The sequence below is a fragment of the Tunturiibacter empetritectus genome (genome assembly GCF_014201375.1).
GTDB lineage: Bacteria > Acidobacteriota > Terriglobia > Terriglobales > Acidobacteriaceae > Edaphobacter > Edaphobacter lichenicola_D.
Map to the genome: position 1 here is coordinate 211,667 of NZ_JACHDZ010000005.1, position 19,280 is coordinate 230,946.

The window sequence follows — 19,280 nt, forward strand, 5'->3', positions numbered from 1 at the left end:
GTCCTCCGCAACGCAGCGGGGTGCCCCATCCATCGCGCTTTTTGCGATAGGTGGGACAGCACAATGTTCGTCAGCCAATGGCTTGCAGTTGTCTCTGCTTTTGCTGTTGCTTGTTCTCTTGTGTCCTCCGCAACGCAGCCGGGTGCCGGGTGCCCCATCCATCGCGCTTTTTGCGATAGGTGGGAAAGCACAATGTTCGTCAGCCAAGGGCTTGCAGTTGTCTCTGCTTTTGCTGTTGCTTGTTCTCTTGTGTCCTCCGCAACGCAGCCGGGTGCCCCATCCATCGCGCTTTTTGCGATGGGTGGGAAAGCACAATGTTCGTCAGCCAAGGGCTTGCAGTTGTCTCTGCTTTTGCTGTTGTTTGTTCTTTTCCTGTGGCCTGCTCTTTTGTTTGTCATTCCGCAGCGCAGCGAAGGAATCTGCAGTTCCGCTTACCATCGCACACCGTAGCCAGCACCACCGCCACGCAGACCCAGACCCAAAGCGGCATACAATCCATACAAGCCGCAAATATGTCGACACTCACAGGCCCACTCTCCCTCGTAGCAGAAGTAACCCATCGCTGCCCCCTGCACTGTGTCTACTGCTCAAACCCCCTCCAGATGCAGTCCGCAGCAAACGAGCTATCAACCACCGACTGGGCAAGAGTCTTTCATCAAGCCTCGGAGCTAGGCGTCCTCCACCTTCACCTCACCGGAGGCGAGCCGCTGGCAAGACACGACATCGCCAAGCTAGTAGCCGCGGGCAGGGAAGCGAACCTCTATGTCAACCTGATCACCTCAGGCCTCGGCGTCACCGCCGACCGCATGGCCGACCTCAGAGACGCAGGCCTCGAACACATCCAGCTAAGCCTTCAGGACGCAGAGGAGGAAAAGGCAAACGAGTTCGCCGGCGCGCGCGCCCATGCCCACAAACTGAAGCTCGCCGCACTCATCCGCCAACAAGACATCGCCTTCACCGTCAACGTAGTCGTGCACCGCGACAATCTCGATCGCCTCGAAGCCATCCTCGCTCTCGCCGAATCTCTTGAGCCGCAGAGAATCGAAGTAGCCCACGTCCAGTACTACGGCTGGGCGCTCAAAAACCGCGACAGACTGATGCCCACCCCCAGTCAGGTTGAACGCTCCGTGCAACTGATCACTGAAGCGCAGTCCCGGCTGAGCGGCCGCATCCAGCTCCAGGCCGTCTTCCCCGACTACTACGCACGCTACCCCAAGCCGTGCATCGGCGGCTGGGGACGCCAGATGATCCTCATCGACCCCGCCGGTCTAGCTCTCCCATGCCACGCCGCCGCCATCATTCCCGGCATGGAGTTCGACTCCGTCCGCACCAACTCCCTCGAATGGCTCTGGAAACAGTCTCCAGCCTTCAACCGCTTCCGCGGCCAAAGTTGGATGAAAGACCCCTGCGCAGACTGCGACCGCAAGGAAATAGACTTTGGAGGCTGCCGGTGCCAGGCCTTCCAGCTAACTGGCGACGCCACCAACACCGATCCCGCCTGCAGCCTCAGCGACCTGCACGCCGACCTGGTCGCCATCACCCAGGCGCCCCAACCCGCAGCGGCCCAGTGGGTCTACCGCATCCTCGCAAACTCCTGATTCCGCACCCTTCGACGCCTCCCGTCCCACTCGAAAAATAAAGTCAAAAACCATGGCGTATTTTTCGGACGCTGAAAAAGCCATGTCAAAATACCACGTTTACCACGCATTCCACCACGATCTCACCACGTTTTCACCACAGCAAACACCACAAAAAACTCAAAAACCCCTGCAAAATCACCAATTCACCACACCAAATTAAAATCCCCCCGATTCCGCAAAAATTCACCCGTACATCCTTCGAGGGATGTCCTATCGAACTCTCGTCACTATAGTGTCGTCCTCGTTCCAAAGGACAGGATTATGGCCAGAGTGTCAATGCCGGTAGGGATCAACCTGAATCTCACCTCTTCAACCCGAACCAAAACCGAAGATATCCCCGAAAGGGATATCAACAAAGGTTCGAGCCCTGCCGCTGGAATCGTCTTTGGTCTTCTCTGTTCTCTGATCGCCTGGATGTTCATCGCCTATGGAATCTATCGCCTCCACGCGATGTCCATCCCAATCAGATAAGCCCGCGAACTGCCACGGTCATAACCGACAGACCGACATCGGTAAAATAGCCAGCTCCCGACGATCCTCCCCACAAACCATAAGGCACTCAAGATACTAACGCACTGCCGCTCCACAGGCAGACTTGCGTCCCCATGAGATCGTGCGAAACCCCCAGCACCCACGCAGAATCAAACTCATAAGCGATATACTCAATGTTTGCGGAAAACCCCGCGAAGTACGTCACTTATGTCTCTTTTCTGGCTCAGAGTCGCGGTCTTACTCTACGGCATTGCCGCGCTTGCGGTCCTGCCGGCGGCCCTCTATGACCGCCCCCGCTGGCGCCATATCGCCGTCCCCGCCACCATAGCCGCAGTATTCTTCCACTTCGTCTCGCTGGCCGAGATGCTCAACGCGGCCCACCATCGCCTCCCCGTAGACACACACGAAACCCAATCCTTCCTTGGCCTTCTCCTCGCACTGGCCTTCCTCCTCGTCTACGCCCGCTACCGCACCGTCTCGCTCGGCATCTTCCTCCTGCCTATCTGCTTCCTTCTCGGCCTGGTCCCAGCCTTCCATCCCGGCCAGGAGAGCACCACCTTCCCCATCCTCCACGCAGGCTGGATCTTCCTCCACGTCGCTCTTCTTCTTGCCGCCTACGCCGCGCTCTTCCTCTCCATGCTGGCCTCGCTTCTCTATCTGGTGCAGGAGCGCCATCTCAAGCAGAAATCGCCAACCCTCTCCTGGCTGCCACCGCTAGAAACCACCGACCAGATCGCCCTCAAAGCCCTCCTCGTCGGCCTGCCCTGCATGACCGCCGGCCTGCTCATCGGTTCGCTCATCGCCCAGGCCACCGTCGGTGCCTCTTACTTCCGCGACCCCAAGATTCTTCTCGCCTTCGCCATGTGGCTGGTCTACGTGGCGATGATCCACATCCGCCGCATCTCCGGCCTCCGTGGCCGCCGAGCTGTCTACCTCTCCAGCTTCGTCTTCCTGGTCATACTCACCGTGTGGGTGGCAAACCAGTTCTCCGCGGTCCACAGGTTTACCGCCCCATGAGCCAATCCAAGCCCACACCCACGCAGGGGCGTCTTATCCTCCTCGGCATCAACCACAACACCGCGCCCATCGAGGTACGCGAGCGCCTCGCCATCCCCGCCGAGCGCCTCGCCGACGCCACCCGCACCCTTCTCCACCAGCCCGGCGTCCGCGAAGGCCTCATCCTCTCCACCTGCAACCGGGTCGAACTCCTCACCCTCCAGGACGACTCCGAAGCCGCACAGCCACAGGCCAAAACCGACCTCCTTCGCTTCCTGCACGAGTACTTCGCCGTCCCGCCGCACGACATTCAGCCTCACCTCTACGAGTTTCGCGAGCGCGAAGCCGTCCGCCATCTCTTCCGCGTCGCCAGCTCCCTCGACAGCATGGTCGTCGGCGAACCCCAGATCCTCGGCCAGGTAAAAGAGGCCTACACCGTAGCCCGCGACGCTGGCGCAGTCTCCACCCACCTCGAAGCCCTGATGCAGCGCACCTTCACCGTCGCCAAAAAGATCCGCACCGAAACTCAAATCGGTTCAAGCTCCGTTTCCATCGCCTCGGTAGCCGTCGATCTCGCCCGGAAGATCTTCGGCTCCCTCTACGGAAAAACTGTCCTCCTGGTTGGCGCAGGCAAGATGTCCGAGTTAGCCGCCCGTCACCTCATCCAGCAGGGCGCATCCTCCATCCTCGTCACCAACCGCACCCAGTCCCGCGCTGAAAAAATAGCCTCCGACTTCAACAGCCTCACCGTTCACACCGAAGCCATCCCCTTCGAAGCCCTCTACGAGCAGGCCGATCGCGCCGACATCGTCATCACCTCCACCGGAGCCCCCCAGAAGATCTTCGGTCGCTCCCACGGCCAGCACTTCCTCCATCGCCGCCGCAATCGCCCTATGTTCTTCATCGACATCGCCGTTCCCCGCGACGTCGACCCGCGCATGAACGAGGTCGAAGGCTGCTTCGTCTATGATATCGACGATCTCCAGCAGGTAGCAGCCGCCAACCTGGCCGATCGCAGCCGCGAAGCCGCAGCAGCCGAGAATATAGTCAGCAGGGAAGTAGACAAGTATCAGGAGCGTCTCCAATCCCGCGACGCCGTCCCCGCCATCAAAGCCCTTCAGCAGCAGGCTGAGCAGCTCCGCCAGGCCGAACTAGTCCGCTCCCAATCCAAGCTTGCCGATCTCACCGCCCAGCAGCGTGACGCCGTCGAAGCCCTCACCCGCTCGCTCACCGCCAAGCTTCTCCACCCCCAGCTCACCGCGCTCCGCGAGTCCACACGCAAAAAAGACTCCGAGTAAGACGCAAAGGCGTTCTGCCTCATGTCTCCTCGGAGTCTTTTTCAGTCTCGATCCGCCAATACCAACCAGCTTCGCCGAAAACTATACCTACACTGCCCCGGAGCCACGAAAGACTGCAGGGATAGTTTGAAACAGGATCTTGATATCGAGCCACATCGACCACTGGTCGATATAGCGCATATCCAAAGCCATCCACTCATCGAAGCTGATCGAGCTTCTCCCCATCACCTGCCACAGGCACGTAATTCCAGGTTTGACGCTGAATCGTCTCCGGTGCCAGTCCTTCGAGAACCCTTCATAATCTCTAACGGGAAGTGGCCGCGGACCGACAAGACTCATATCACCGAGGAACACATTGACCAGTTGAGGAATCTCATCCAGACTCGACTTCCGTAGAAACTTACCCAACGGAGTGATCCGGGGATCGTTCTTCAACTTGAAGGTCGGGCCCTTCGTCTCGTTCAAATGCTCCACCTGGGCCATCAGCTTCTCTGCATCGACCACCATGGTCCGAAACTTCAGAATCTCGAAGGGCCGTTTGCCATAGCCAATCCTGGTCTGACGAAAGAAGACGGGACCCTTCGAGGTCAACCTGATCAACGCGGCAACCAGGAGAAAGACCGGAGCCAGCGCCAGCAGCAGCACCGCCGACACAACCGCATCGGTGACTCGCTTGATCATGAACCCCCATGCATTCCACGACTCGTCATGCAGAGTGATCGTGCCTACCCCTCTCTGCAGATACGCGGTTCGTTTCGTCTGTTCGTGATCGAAGAACGTTCCGATGCTTCGCACTGCAATCCCATGATCCCGGCACGAGGCAACAATCTCCGCTATCTGCTGATAGAACGACGCCAGAGGCAACGCCACGATCACCTCGTCCACCGGAAGCGTCCGCAACAGAGAGGGAATCGAATCCAACCCGCCCAGCAAGGACCCTGCATTGGACGCAGCCGTCTCTTCAGACCACCATTGATCGTCGACGAAACCCTGCAGGTGATAACCCCATTCCGGATGCAGTGCAACATCCTGCGAAAACCCGTGGGCGCGTCGATTGGTCCCGACCACCAGAACATGGCGAAGGTTATAGCCCTTGGAACGGAACACACGCGCCAAAGCTCGCCCCACCAGCCGAGTGGATACGAAGATGGCAAAGCTCACTGCGCCGAAGACCGCGCTGATAAAACCAATCTCTGCGATGCTGTGTTTTGAGTGGGAGCACACCAGCCACAGCCAGGCACAGGAGGAGAGAGCGCAAAGGACGCTCGCGATAAAAACATCCACGACCTCTCTGACAAACCCATCCACTCTTCGAGACCGATAAAACTTATTCGACCGCAGAATTCCATGCCATACTACCGCCAGCACCAGTGTCGCGAGGAAGACCTGTACGGGGTGTCGCGTCTCCAGGGAGTCAAGAATTCCAAAGAAGCGGTGGCCGGACGTAAGAGCATACGCGCCGCCCAAGCTGCCGAATAATAGGCATAGGTCGCCGAACTCCACCAACTCTAAAAAGATTTTCCTGTTGGGTGGTGTCATAGATCAAGCCCCTTTTCATGAATGCTGTAACGCAAGTTATGATGCGAAGCCGACAAGGGAAAAGTTGATTACCACACGTCACTAGAGTAACCAGGCACCCAAAGCTCTGCAATGAAGCGTATGGTCCGAGAAGGCTTTCTCATATTCTCGGCAATTCGCTATCTCCACCCTTATAAGCAATTCTGAGGCCGGACCGATGAGGAGGACTCTAATCTGCCAAATCGACAAACAACCCGGGTAGAACTCCTCCGCAATCGCCTCTTTCTAGAGAGTTATGGTCAGGTTTGGGATTCACACGACACAGGCTTACGGCTTTGGACTCGAAAATGCTCACAACCCGGAGAGAAAGTATCCCGTTCCCTGGGGGAAGAGAAAGAAACTCCGAGGAGAAAAGCATGAAAACAATGTGACATTGCTAAAAAATTGCCTACTAAGTGGGAACTTTCGTTCCATTCGTACCTCGGATGGTGCACTTCAGCCGACTCCACCAACCACGGTACGGAACTATAATGATCTATTGATCGAGCAAGCTCTGGCGTTCCGTGCAACGGAGAAATATGCAAAACCAACCGGGTATCCGCGATGTGTCTAGGCTCCTTGACCAGCTCTCTCTCTCCGAGAGTTCCTCCAGCCTGGCCAACAGATATCAAAATAGTCGACCGTACCCGCATTTAACAATCGATAACTTGTTCAATTCAGAGCAGCTTGCGGCCGTGCTTCAAGAGATGTCCCACACCAGAAGATCCGATTGGGTGCATCACAATACCCAAAATCTCGAGAAGCTTGGGCAGAAGTCTGCCGCCGGGCTTGGACCGGCTGGCTTTCAGCTCGTAGCTCTGCTTCACTCAGCTCCATTCCTCTATCTTCTTTCGGAGATTACGGGAATCTGGAATCTGCTGCCTGACCCATATATGCATGGTGCGGGCTACAGCATCATTCCCCCAAAGGGAAAGTTCGACGTCCACATCGACTCCAACGCCGACCTGACCAGCGGACTGATTCGTCGTCTCGCTCTGATCATCTATCTCAACCATGACTGGACCCCGGAGTATGGCGGCCAGCTCGAGCTGTGGAACGAAGATGCGAGTCGCAAAGAGGCCGAGATAGAGCCCATCTTCAACAGAACGTTGCTGATGAATATCTCGGAAACCTCCTACCATGGCATCAATCCGGTCGTCGAACCTACCGGTAGGTCGCGTTATTCCTTCATGATCTACTACAACACCGCCGGCAACATCCTCGGCAAAGAGATGGGTGTGCACAGCTCTCTCTATGCACCTGACTGTTATAAGCCGAAGCACACGGCACGTAGTCTGGTTCGCAAGTGGACGCCTCCTGTCTTCTACGACTTCGTTCGTCAGAGGATTCGATAGCTCTCGCTCGATCACGCTGCTTCAGGGATAACAGGCTGTCAGTTGTTCCTGACGGGCGAAGGTAAGATCTTTGTCTTAAATCTTCAAAAGTCCGACGGGTTTTAACTTAGGTTGACAGGTGATCAGTCTTACCTCTGCATCTCACTCAAGATGGCCAAATACGTGCTCAATACAGGGTCGATGAGAGTATCTTCCTATCCTACTTGCGATAACTTCTCTCCAATGCGAAAGCGCAGCGACTGCGTTACAGTGAAAAACACCGATAGATTTTTTTTGAGGCCTGATGCGGATTCTGTTTCTACACAATAGATACATCTATCGAGGTGGAGAAGATGAATCTCGAGAGCAGGAGATTGCGATGCTTCGCTCGCGCGGAGAAGAAGTTCACGACTACACCCTCGACAACGCTGAAATAAAATCAGGGAACCTCATCACCATCGGTCTGCGTTCGGTCTGGAACACCAAAGAGGCCGACCGAGTGAAAGATCTGATCCGATCCACAAAGCCGGATCTCATAAAGGTAGATAATTTTTTTCCTCTCCTTTCGCCCTCCATCTTCGACGCTGCGAAGTCAATGGGAGTTCCGACCGTTCTCTCCGTACGAAACTATCGGCTCATCTGTCCGTCCGCCAATCTGTTTCGCGATGGCCACATATGCACCACATGCGTTGGGAGCAAAGTTGCACTCGCCGCTATTCAGCATCGTTGCTACCGGCAGAGCTATCTGCAATCGGCTGCAGTGGTTGCCAGCAATGCGTACGCTCATCTCCGCGGCATCTGGACCAACTCTGTCGACCGCTATATCGCAGTCAGCAGCTTTGTGAAGCAACAGCTTGTCGAGGGTGGATTTCCCGAGGAGAAGATTCTCGTAAAGCCAAACTTCATCTCGGATAGCGGAGTCGGCGACGGCTCCGGCGGATATGGCTTATATGTAGGGCGTCTCACTGAAGAGAAAGGCGTTCGCTCGCTTCTCAATGCGTGGCCGGACGTGCCGTCATCAGCCACTTTGAAGATCATCGGTGATGGCCCCCTCGAGTCCGTCGTTCGTCAGGCGTCTGATGCTGATCCGAGGATCGAGTACCTGGGACGAAAATCGCTGACAGAAGTCTGCGACTATCTCGGCAAAGCCGCCTTCCTCATCTTCCCGTCGCAGTGGTATGAGCCCTTCGGCCGCACGATCGTCGAGGCATACTCCAAAGGGACGCCGGTCATTGCCGCCCTGACCCCACCGATGAAGGCGATGGTCGACGATGGCGTGACCGGACTCTTATACAACCCCTCTGATAGTAAAGACCTTGCCGCCACCGTAAGCATCCTTATGGCGGACAAGGAGCGTCTGAATCTAATGCGGGTTCAGGCTCGAGCGAAATACGTAGCTGCTTACACGGAAGATCAGAACTATCGGCAGCTCATGGATATCTTTCAGCAATGTATCCATACGTATCACGCCCAGCCCGCGTAGCAAAAGGAGATACCTTCCTGCTGTCGAGTCAGTCTTACAACAGGACCAACCTACTACGAGTAACTGGTCCTTCAAGAATGCAGTTTGAAAATCTGTTTATCGTTTGAACAGACTGAAGTTAGAAAGAGACGGAAACCCTAGCGCTGCCGCACATTTATTGTTAGAGGACACCATGGCAATGACATTCAACTCATGCTGCTGCAACGCTCTATCGACGGTTATTCGTTCACAGATGTTCGAGGAGACCAGTAAAGCCTGTGGTAGTATTCATGAATAAATACCTGATCTGCACTGTAAGATTTTTAGCCCTCGAGTCTCAAGAGGGTGTTGCTCTTGAGCTAGCACAATTCATAGCATTCCCTCGATCAGTTACCTCCGGCCGGGGAGAATGCAAAAAAGGATTATTGCTATGAGTGCACTTCAGCCACATCCTACTCTCTCTACAAAAAATCAGTCTGCCGCATTGGGCACCTTGTCCGACGACGCTCTCTTCGCATCGGGACCTTCCGAGTACGAGACGCTTTCAGGTGTTCTCCGGGTTCTGCGCCGGCGATGGAGGACTGTCGTTCTCGTCACGCTCGGCATCTTTCTTCTAGGCCTGCTGGTCTGCCTCATCATGACCCCGAAGTATGCCTCCACGGCCGTCATCGAAATCAACAAAGAAGATAATAGCGCGAATGTCTCCACCGACACGGGAACCGCGTCGCCGACCGCAGATGAGTTGAAGGCTGAGATCGAAACCGACATCAGCGTCCTTCAAAGTGATGGGCTGGCATTGGCCGTGATCCAGGATCTCAACCTCACCCACATCCGCCCCTTCAATAAAGATATTGTCTCGTCCGAGAAAGACAAGCCCCTTGATCAGGCTCCACTCACTCGCGAGAAGTTGATCAAACGATTCGCCAAGAATCTCACCGTCGAAAATCCGCCGGACACGCGCCTCATTACCGTCACCTTTCTAAATCCCGATCCCGCCGTCGCCGCCAACGTGGCCAACGCCATCTCGCAAAAATTTATCGATAGTGCGATGGATCGGCGCCACAAGTCGACGATCCAATCGTCCTACTGGCTCCGGAAAGAGCTCGACGATCTGAAGAAGCAGGTAGAAGACTCCGAACAGAAGCTGGCGGACTACCAGAGGGAGTCCGGGCTTGCGGGCGTTCAGATCTCAGCAAATGGCGGTGGCGACAGCGCAGGTGGTGCCGCCGGAATCTCCCCGCATAGCACCGTCACAGACCGGCTCTACACGCTGAACCAGGAGCTCACCGCTGCTGAGTCCAACCGCATCTCCACTGAAACCGTCTTCCACCTCGTCCAATCCCAGGATCCTGAAGTTGTGCTTGGCCTGGGTTCCATGAGTGCCGCCGGAGGAACCGGTGGCGGATCGCTCACACCCGATGGCGGCATTCAACTTATCCGATCTCTCCGCACCGAAGAAGCTGCGCTCGAACAGGAGTACGCAGGCGCCGCCGTCAAGTATGGCGCAAACAACCCGCGTCTCGCCCAGACCCAGCAGCAGCTCGATGCAGTCAAACAGCAGCTCCACGCCGAACTGCAGCGCATCAGCAAGCGCGCCGAAAACTCCTATCTCTACGCCAAGCAGAACGAAGACACCATCCGGCAACAGTTCGTCAAGCAGCAGTCGAATGCAAACGAGATGGCCGATGCCACCGTCCATCTTCAAGTGCTCGCGCAGGAGGCCTACTCCAATCGAGCTCTCTATGAGAGTCTCTTCTCCAAACTGCAGACGGCTAATCTCGCCTCCGGGGTTCGCGCCACCCGCATCGACATCGCCGACCAGGCTCGTCCCGCGGGCACACCGGCCATACCGAACTATCTGAAGTATCTGTCTCTGATCGCCGGCGTAGGAATCTTCTTCGGCATCTCCTCCGCCTTTCTGCGTGAGAGCCTCGATGAGACCGTGCGCAGACCACGTGATCTGCAGAGGATCGCAGGGCTTCGCATGCTGGGCTATGTCCCTAGAATGCAGACCAAGAGCTTGCTTGCCTCAAGTGGCGGAGACAGCAAGTTGATCGACGCTCCAAAGGCTCCTTTCTCCGAGGCCTTTCGCGTCATCAGAACCTCCATCATGCGTGCTCTCCCATCGATTGGATCGAGGACCCTGCTCGTCACCAGCGCGGCAGGCCGTGACGGCAAGACGACTGCCGTCTACAACCTCGGAGTGGCCTTCGCACAGCAGGGTGCTCGAGTTCTGCTGCTGGATTGCGATCTTCGCAACCCGGATCTGCACCGCCTCTTCGGGTGCGCGCTATCGCCCGGTGTTAGCGATCTGCAGGATCCTGTCACGAAGGCCGAAGTTCTCGGCATCGTACGCCATACCTCGCTCTCCAACCTCTTCATGCTTCCCGCCGGGCCCCCCCCGGAGTTCCCAGCCGAATTCTTCGAGTCGCAGACCTTCGATGCTCTTCTGCGGGTCTGTGCCGCCGACTACGACTATGTCCTGATCGACAGCCCACCCATTCTGTCCGTCACAGATACCTCCATCATCGCCAGTAAGGTTGGCGGCTCTATCGCCGTGGTTCGCTCACGCAGCACGACGCAGTCGGTTCTCTCCAGTCTGATCGAGAGCCTGCATCACGCCAACACTCCGGTACTCGGGGTCGTGCTCAACGACGTTCGCAATCCTGAGAACGATGGATTTCATGGCTACAGCTATTCCAGGCAAGAGGAGGGTCCTATCCATGCAGGAATTTAGGTTTGAAAGAAAAAACTGGGCGATTCCAGCATTGGCGGGGTTGCTCGCACTCACGTCCTGGACTGCCATGGCACAGGGGAACGCGCCTCCAAGAGTCGGCGGAACCAGCACCTTCGATAGTCCAGGGGCAAATGAAGGTCAGGGAGCCAACAACAGGAGAAGGCTTACCACCCTCACTCCGGTCCCGGAGGACTTCTCCAACCTGAAGCTCTCACCCGGCTTTCTACTCAGCATGGACGTCTATGACGCGCCTGAGCTATCGACCGATCTCCGCATCGACACTCAGGGCAACGTCGTCGTTCCCATGGTCGGCTCCGTCCACATACAAGGCGAGACGATGACCGAGGCGGCAGCGTCGATCGGGCAACGGCTCAAAGACGGCAAGATCCTCAACAATCCGCAGGTCAACCTGAACATCACCCAGTATTCTGGACAGAATGTCAGCGTCCTCGGCGAGGTTCACACTCCCGGGCGTATCGAGTTGCTGGCCCCGCACAGTCTCGATGACGTCATCGCCCTCGCAGGCGGCGAGACCGAACTGGCAGGAAACACCATCGAGATCCGTCATGCCACGGGCGTCACCCCGCAGAAAGAGACGATCCACTTCTCCCGCAGTTCGGATGATCCGACTATGAACGACGTCAGCGTTCGTCCTGGCGACACGGTCACCGTGCGCAGGGCAGGCGTCGTCTATGTTCTTGGCGGAGTCACCCGGCCTGGCGGCTATGTCATGCAGGAAGGCGGAGAGCTGGACGTAGCCCAGGCTCTCTCCCTGGCCTACGGAACCACGATGGGCGCTGCCGTCGGCTCCATGCGGATCATCCGTAAGCTGCCTGACGGTAAGGTGCAGGAGATCCCCGTCGCGTATCGAGATATCGAAAAAGGAAAAGCCCCCGCGCCGCGGCTTCAGGCGGAAGACCTTCTCTACGTCCCCATCAGCAAGGTCAAGACGGTCCTCACCACTTCACTGCTTTCCGCGACCTCTTCGGCTGCACTCTACGTGTACCACTAGTCGATCGACAGCCCGGTCCAGGTGTCGATTGCGAGGCAAGCAACTGGACCGGGAGCGGACACCATGGAAGACTCTAAGACTTTATGACGCTTGATCGACCCTACTCAGCGCAGAAGCAGAATCCGCTCTTGTACTGGACCACCCTGGTCTACATGGTCGGTGCGCCCAACTTCCTCCACTTCGACACGACAGGGCGCACCCATGAGCTCGGTCTCTTCAATCTGACCTCCATCAGTCAGATCGTCATCGCGCTCGGCAGCGTCTATGTCCTCACAGCGGTTCTGTTCTTGAGCCATCGCCCGCTCTTGTGCCGCAAAGTAAACTTCGCGCAGTGGCTATGGTTTCCCCTGCTGTTCCTGCTCGTCGTGGCCACCGTGCTGCACCCTCGCAGCAACCTTACCCCGTCTTCTGCAAAAGACGTCATCATCAGCCTCTATCGCCTCTTCGAATGGGTTCTGGCCTTCGCACTTTTTCTGGCTCTTTACACTCGCACGCCACTCGAACACGCAACCGAGATGGTCGTTCAACTGATCGGTCGCGCTTCCTGGATCTGGACCGCAATCGTCTGGATCGTGCTACCCGTCATGCCCGCACAAGTCTTTGGCATCTCTGAAGAATCTACCAAGGCAGTCGCGCAGCTCGGAGGTCAACTCATCTCTCCGTCCTACTTCGCCACCCTCTCCGTTGCGGCATTCTTTTATGCTCTCTTCTATTTTCCGCGCGGCCTCGCCACGATTGCAGGCTGCATGCTCGCATTTGTAGATATAGTCTTGGCACGAACCCGTATCGAACTGATCAGCTTCCTCTTTTTGCTGATCATCTATGCGATCTTCTTCTCAGGAAAATTCATCCTGCGCATGGGCACGATTATCGGACTCGGAGCTTCCGGAGTGTTGGGTATTCTCTTCCGGGATCTCATCTTCAAATTTCTCTCTCGCGGCCAGAGCCTCAAAACACTCTCCACTCTCGACGATCGCACTCGCGTCTGGCAGGCGACCTATGAGGCCGCTCGTATCAGGCCCTTCATTGGATATGGCTTCATCGTAGGCGCTAAAAATGCGATTAAGGATCACTGGAAATATACCCACTGGACCCCGCCGCATGCACACAACGAGTTGCTTCACGCATGGGTCAGTGGGGGAATCTTCACGGCCATCATCGTTCTCTGTCTTTATGGCCGGGCGCTTTGGACCGCATTGAAGACAGTCCGGCAAGGCACGCCAGAGGTGTTCCTGTTCCTCTTCTTCCTCCACTTCGTCGTCAGATCAATTGGCGGACCAAATCTAATCGTGGCTTACGGCCGTGTCGGGGCAGTTTTTCTGCTGACTTTTATAGGCATCGTCGCAAATCCCCAATATGCCTCCCGCAGGCGGCTCAAACAGTCTAAAAAAACCTCAGCACATCTTCATCCCCAGGAAGTTGGAGCATAGCAATACCGGGCAAGAGATTGTATGCAAGGCCGCAATCAGTAAGATGCTGTCATAGTTGGGAAACTCGTTGACAATGATATCGATGGCTTCAGCTAAGCAACCAAAAGCGCTCCCGAGCCGTCTTTTTAATTTTGAATAGACAATCAGTTTTCGTAAAATGGAACTGCCCATCTGAATTTTCGACCAGCGCACAGCAACCAAAGGAGCTGATTCAGCCTATGAGCAGTAGTATCTACGCCGATCTCTTCTGGCTCCCCAAATCTCCCGAAAACTTTTCCTCTCTCTGCCGGTTCGTTCTTGAAGACGATCATGGACTTGGCAGAAGACTGCAAGGGCTCGCCAAATATGCCCTCAACGGAAATCAGTTAGGTCGTCTGGCAAAGGTGCTGGCAAAGGCACGTGCCGACGGAATGTCTCTAGCTCCTCTAACACCATTCCGGCTCGGAGTTCTCAGCAACTCAACCCTGGACTTCATCGTGCCCGCGCTCGAAGCCACGGCTCTCCGTCACGGTATCGCGCTCGAGTGCATCAAGGCAGACTACGGCCAGGTCATCCAGGCGGCCCTTTCGCCGGACTCAGTCATTAATCGAGCGAAGCCGGACGCAGTTCTCGTAGCGGTGGACCTCCGTTATCTTCCTCTGCAATCGACTCTGGGAGATCAAGAGGCGGCCACGGTGGCAGTGTCCGGTGTCCTCCAGCACTTTCAGGCCATCCGCGAAGGCGTCCAAAATAATAGTGGCGCCATCTCGATCCTTCAAACCCTCGCGCCTCTTCCCGAGAGTCTCTTCGGAAGTTTCGATCGCGTTCTTCCCGGTGCATCTCGTCAATTGATTGATGCAGTCAATCGTGGGCTAGCCGAAAGTGTCTACGGTACTGAAGACGTCCTGGTCGACGTCTCTGCGATCGCTGAAACTGTCGGCCTTGCGCAATGGCACTCTCCCGCCCAGTGGAACATGGCCAAACTCCCCTTTGCGGACGAGCTGGTTCCACTCTATGCCGACCACGTCGCTCGCACCATCGCCGCACTTCGAGGAAAGAGTAGGCGCTGTCTGGTCCTCGATCTGGACAACACCGTATGGGGTGGCGTCATCGGCGACGATGGCCTGGAAGGAATCAAAGTAGCGCAGGGAGACGCAACCGGCGAGGCGCATCTGGCAGTGCAGAGAATGGCTCTGGCGCTTCGCGAACGCGGAGTCGTACTAGCCGTGTCGTCAAAGAACAACGACGATGTCGCACGCAAACCCTTCCGCGAACATCCTGAGATGCTCCTCAAGGAAGACCACATCGCCGTCTTCCAGGCCAACTGGAACGATAAAGCGACCAACATCAAAGCGATTGCCGAAGAACTCTCACTCGGCCTGGAGTCCTTCGTCTTCCTCGATGACAATCCCGTCGAACGAGGACTCGTTCGAGAGATCCTTCCTCAAGTCGCCATTCCGGAGCTTCCAGATGATCCGGCTCTGTTCTCTCGCACGCTGAGCGCGGCAGGTTACTTTGAGGCCGCTACATTCTCCTCTGAAGACCTCAAACGCGCGGAATACTACCAGGACAACGCGCGCAGAGTCACACTGCAAAATCAAGCGGGAGACATCGACGCCTACCTCGCCTCCCTCAAGATGGAGATCACCTTTCAACCCTTCGATAGGACAGGCCGAAGCCGCATCGCCCAGCTGATCAACAAGTCGAATCAGTACAATCTCACCACTCATCGGTACACCGAAGCCGAAGTCGCAGCGGCAGAGACTGATCCCCGTTGCTTCACCCTGCAGGTCCGTCTCGCCGACATCTTCGGAGACAACGGCATGATCAGCGTAGTCATCTGTCGCCGCACCGATCCCAAAGTATGGGAGATCGACACATGGTTGATGAGCTGTCGCGTCCTCGGCAGAAAGGTCCAGGAGGCGGTACTCCGCGAGATACTGAAGCATGCAGAAGGAAACGGAATCGAAGAGCTGATCGGAATCTACAAGCCGACCGACCGCAACCAGATGGTCGAAGGGCACTACCGTTCCCTCGGATTCGAGCAGATTGGTTCAGAGCCCGACGGTTCAACAACGTGGAAGCTTCTGGTACAAGAAGCCAGTGTTGTGGAAACAGCGATGTTGGTCCGATCGATCGGCTTTGAAACCGTCGAAATATAACTGTATCAGCGTGCCCAACATTATTTGTTACCACGACAATTACAAATAGAGAGATGGAGTGTGTAAGTGGAATCAACTGAAATCTATGATCGTCTTACAAAAGTCTTCCGAGAAGTGTTCGATGACGACGAGATAGTCGCTCGTCCCGACCTGACTGCTTCTGACGTCGAAGAGTGGGACAGCCTCAAGCATGTACGCCTCATCCTCTCCGTCGAAAATGCATTCAAAGTTCGCTTCTCTGCGTCAGAGGTCAGCAACCTCAAGAACGTCGCTGATCTCGCGAAGGTCATTCAGTCGAAGGTGTAGCGCGTAAACAGGTTGTCAAATTGATAGCAATTTGCTCTAAGCCATCCAGATCTCTTGAGCGACAATTATGAGCACAATGGTGACCCTTCCAAAGGATCAACTTCCTCGCCGCGACCTCCTTATTCTCCCGGCGCTCAGTATCCTGACCCTCCTCGTCCTCCTCATAGCATCCGAGGCGGCAGCAAGATTCTTCTTCCCCGAACAAAAGACCGACTACTGCGAAATCCCGAATGCGCGTCTCGGCTTCAGCTACAAGCCAGGCTGCATCACCCACGTCAAGGCCGCTGAAGGCCCTTGGGTCGTCAATCAATATAATGACTGCGGCTATCGCTCTCGGGAGTCCTGTGGACCCAAGCCATCAGGAACAACGAGGATCGCCTTGATAGGGTCATCGATCGCCGAAGGATGGCTCGTCGGCTACGACCAGAGCTTCAACGCTCGCGCCGCGAAAGATCTCACCGCTCGTTGTCATCGCCCTGTCGAGATCCAAAACCTCGGTCGTCAGGCATGCAGTCTCACCTGTATCTCGCGCCGCGTCGATGAGGCTCTTGCTCTCAACCCCGACGTACTCCTGATGACCATCAACGCAAGCGACATAGAGACTCTTACGGAAGCAGACATGGCCACCCGCTTTCAGCCAACCGTGCCCGCTCACAAGGACCCCGCAACCGAAAAACGTAGTCCGGTCAGACGGATCAAATCTCTATTCGCCGAAAGCCGGGCAATGATAGTGATAGAGCACTATCTCTTTCAGGATGCTGCGACCTACCTTCGCCTGGCCCTCATCAATACGAATGCCACCGGCTTTCTGCATACTCCTTTCAACTCCGCATGGGAACAGCGCTTTCATAACGTGGATATCTTGCTCTCTGAGACTGCAGCAAAGGCCCACGAGGCCAACGTGCCGTTCGTTCTTGTTGAATTTCCAAGCGCTGCTCAGACCGCAGCTCTAGTTCTAAAAGACCCTGCTCAAAAATTGGATCCCGATGCGATCAATACGCGGCTGGCCCAGATATCTTCCAGCCACGGAATCAGATTTGTGAACACACTAAACGCTTTCCGGGAGACACCTGCATCAAACAAACTTTACTATTTGGCCGACGGTCATCTGGACGGTGAGGGACAGGCGCTGATCAGCGGACCGCTGGTCGAGCAATTGACCGACTCCAGCGATTCGATAATCGCTGGCTGTCCTGTTCTACACGCTCAAGGGTCCCGATAGAGCTCACTACCGAATAACAGCAGGAGCTTCTGACATGACAATCGCGTCATTTACATTTCTCGGATTTGCGCTTGCCGTGGTCCTTATCTACAACTGCTTCTCGAGTGCGACCTGGCGGATGTGGATCTTGCTCCTGGCAGATCTAGTCTTCCTCTCTACCTTCTCCCACAGCGTCTCCGCCTTTGTACCGCTGGCCGTCTTCCTGGCATGCGGCTTCTTCGCCGTCCATGCCATGCAGCGCGCTCACAAAGAAGTATCCTATCTGTGGATCATCGGTGGAACGATCCTCGCCTTCATCTGGCTAAAAAAATACACCTTCCTGCCCCACACCACGTTCCTGCAATTCGCTTACACAACGCTCGGCCTCTCCTACATCTTCTTCCGCGTCATGCACATGATCATCGACTCCCATCAGGGAAGCCTCAACCAAAAAGTAGGCCCGCTTGCTTACCTGAACTACACGCTAAACTTCACAACGCTGGTCTCCGGTCCCATCCAAAGCTATCCCGCCTTCATCGAGCAGCACCTCGCTCCCGTACGACCGCCCCTCACCATCATCGACATGGGCAACGGACTGGAGCGAATCGTCGTTGGGTTCTTCAAAGTAAACGTAGTCGCCTTGGTTTTATCGATGATTCAGAATCAGGCGATTAATGCACTCTCTTCCTCTCAGCCTCTCGCAACGCGAGCCCTTACCGGAGCCATCATCGCCGCAACCTATCCGGTCTACCTCTATTACAACTTCTCCGGCTACACAGACATCGTCATCGGCATAGCGCGCTTCCTCCGAATCAAGCTTCCGGAGAACTTCAATCGTCCCTTCTCCACCGACAACTTTCTTGAGTTTTGGAACCATTGGCACATGACCCTCTCCGGCTGGCTCAAGGAGTACGTCTACAACCCACTCCTCAAGTCGCTCATGAGACGTTATCCTTCGCCCCGCGCAGAACTCTCTCTTGGAGTCATTGCCTTCTTCGTCACGTTCTTCCTCATCGGTATCTGGCACGGACGGACGTCGGAGTTTCTCTTCTACGGCGTCCTGCTCGGAATCGGCGTCAGCGTCAACAAGCTGTATCAAGTCAAGATGGCGAAGTCCCTGGGCAAGAAGCAGTACAAAGCTCTCGCCAACAACTGGATGTATCAGGCGCTCTGCCGTGGCCTGAACTTCACCTTCTTCGCGTTCTATCTTCTCTGGTTCTGGTCTACCTGGAAGGACCTGGGTAAGATGGCCAACACCTTGGGTCCGTCTGCGCAGCTGCTGGGATGGAGCCTCATCTTTGTCGTCTCCACCATTGTGCTGGCTCTCTGGCAGGTCGTTCGTGCCAGCGTCTTTCGTGTGCAATGGGAAGACCAGCCCTTCATCTTGTCCCGCTACGTGAGAACGGTCTTAGACACGAGCCTCGTCTTCGTCATGTTGGTTGTGATGGAGCTTCTCAATACACCGGCTCCCGATATCGTCTACAAGGCCTTCTGAACGCAGCAGCCTCCAATCGTTCCAGCGAATCGATCATGTTACATACTGACGAGGGACGCGATCGCGTCGAATGATATTCTTAGGTTGTGCCTTGCTTCCATCACAGCCCCGCACAGCTCCTTTCAAACATGTCTCGATGGACGAGGTTCCCTGCGTTGCTTGCGAATAGTGTCGACACA

Annotated in this window: 15 protein-coding genes; 14 read left to right on the forward strand and 1 reads right to left on the reverse strand. The window is 55.9% G+C overall.

Going from position 1 to position 19,280, the window contains the following annotated elements; translation table 11 throughout:
* The first annotated feature begins 192 nt into the window (after window positions 1-192).
* The 5 genes from HDF10_RS15565 (at window position 193) to hemA (ending at window position 4,426) form a co-directional block, all read left to right on the forward strand.
* Window positions 193-450 (forward strand): hypothetical protein, encoded by a 258-nt coding sequence (locus tag HDF10_RS15565; protein WP_183814909.1) that lies wholly within the window; start codon window positions 193-195, stop codon window positions 448-450.
* 62 nt (window positions 451-512) lie between these two features.
* Window positions 513-1,598, forward strand: coding sequence for a pyrroloquinoline quinone biosynthesis protein PqqE (gene pqqE, locus HDF10_RS15570; RefSeq protein WP_183814911.1), 1,086 nt, complete (start codon window positions 513-515; stop codon window positions 1,596-1,598).
* Window positions 1,599-1,901: 303 nt separating this feature from the next.
* A complete protein-coding gene (locus HDF10_RS15575) occupies window positions 1,902-2,111 on the forward strand; it encodes a hypothetical protein (protein ID WP_183814913.1) in 210 nt (69 codons plus the stop codon).
* Window positions 2,112-2,339: 228 nt separating this feature from the next.
* Complete coding sequence (locus HDF10_RS15580) at window positions 2,340-3,149, forward strand: cytochrome C assembly family protein (RefSeq protein ID WP_183814920.1); 810 nt, start codon at window positions 2,340-2,342, stop codon at window positions 3,147-3,149.
* Window positions 3,146-4,426, forward strand: coding sequence for a glutamyl-tRNA reductase (gene hemA, locus HDF10_RS15585; protein WP_183814922.1), 1,281 nt, complete (start codon window positions 3,146-3,148; stop codon window positions 4,424-4,426). Before HDF10_RS15580 ends, hemA begins: the two co-directional genes overlap by 4 nt.
* A gap of 87 nt (window positions 4,427-4,513) precedes the next feature.
* Here the strand turns inward: hemA and HDF10_RS15590 are convergent, their stop codons facing one another.
* The gene (locus tag HDF10_RS15590; protein WP_183814924.1) at window positions 4,514-5,965 is read right to left on the reverse strand and encodes a sugar transferase; all 1,452 of its coding nucleotides are present in this window, start codon (window positions 5,963-5,965) and stop codon (window positions 4,514-4,516) included.
* Between the two features lie 752 nt (window positions 5,966-6,717).
* Between HDF10_RS15590 and HDF10_RS15595 the strand changes: the two genes are divergently transcribed.
* The 9 genes from HDF10_RS15595 to HDF10_RS15635 all read left to right on the forward strand — a co-directional run bounded on the left by HDF10_RS15595 (window position 6,718) and on the right by HDF10_RS15635 (window position 19,101).
* Entirely contained in the window at window positions 6,718-7,338 is a 621-nt protein-coding gene (locus HDF10_RS15595) for a 2OG-Fe(II) oxygenase (protein WP_183814926.1), read from the forward strand.
* A gap of 358 nt (window positions 7,339-7,696) precedes the next feature.
* Entirely contained in the window at window positions 7,697-8,800 is a 1,104-nt protein-coding gene (locus HDF10_RS15600; protein ID WP_183814928.1) for a glycosyltransferase, read from the forward strand.
* A gap of 409 nt (window positions 8,801-9,209) precedes the next feature.
* The gene (locus HDF10_RS15605) at window positions 9,210-11,516 is read left to right on the forward strand and encodes a GumC family protein (protein WP_183814930.1); all 2,307 of its coding nucleotides are present in this window, start codon (window positions 9,210-9,212) and stop codon (window positions 11,514-11,516) included.
* Complete coding sequence (locus tag HDF10_RS15610; protein ID WP_183814932.1) at window positions 11,503-12,528, forward strand: polysaccharide biosynthesis/export family protein; 1,026 nt, start codon at window positions 11,503-11,505, stop codon at window positions 12,526-12,528. Before HDF10_RS15605 ends, HDF10_RS15610 begins: the two co-directional genes overlap by 14 nt.
* Window positions 12,529-12,611: 83 nt before the next feature.
* Window positions 12,612-13,958 carry an O-antigen ligase family protein gene (locus HDF10_RS15615; RefSeq protein WP_183814934.1) on the forward strand — a complete coding sequence of 449 codons (1,347 nt, stop codon included), beginning with the start codon at window positions 12,612-12,614 and terminating at the stop codon, window positions 13,956-13,958.
* Window positions 13,959-14,176: 218 nt separating this feature from the next.
* Window positions 14,177-16,099, forward strand: coding sequence for an HAD-IIIC family phosphatase (locus HDF10_RS15620; protein ID WP_183814936.1), 1,923 nt, complete (start codon window positions 14,177-14,179; stop codon window positions 16,097-16,099).
* A 66-nt stretch (window positions 16,100-16,165) separates the two neighbouring features.
* Window positions 16,166-16,405 carry an acyl carrier protein gene (locus HDF10_RS15625; RefSeq protein WP_183760498.1) on the forward strand — a complete coding sequence of 80 codons (240 nt, stop codon included), beginning with the start codon at window positions 16,166-16,168 and terminating at the stop codon, window positions 16,403-16,405.
* Window positions 16,406-16,472: 67 nt separating this feature from the next.
* A complete protein-coding gene (locus HDF10_RS15630) occupies window positions 16,473-17,627 on the forward strand; it encodes an SGNH/GDSL hydrolase family protein (protein WP_183814938.1) in 1,155 nt (384 codons plus the stop codon).
* Window positions 17,628-17,661: 34 nt separating this feature from the next.
* Entirely contained in the window at window positions 17,662-19,101 is a 1,440-nt protein-coding gene (locus HDF10_RS15635; RefSeq protein ID WP_183814940.1) for an MBOAT family O-acyltransferase, read from the forward strand.
* Window positions 19,102-19,280 lie beyond the last annotated feature (179 nt).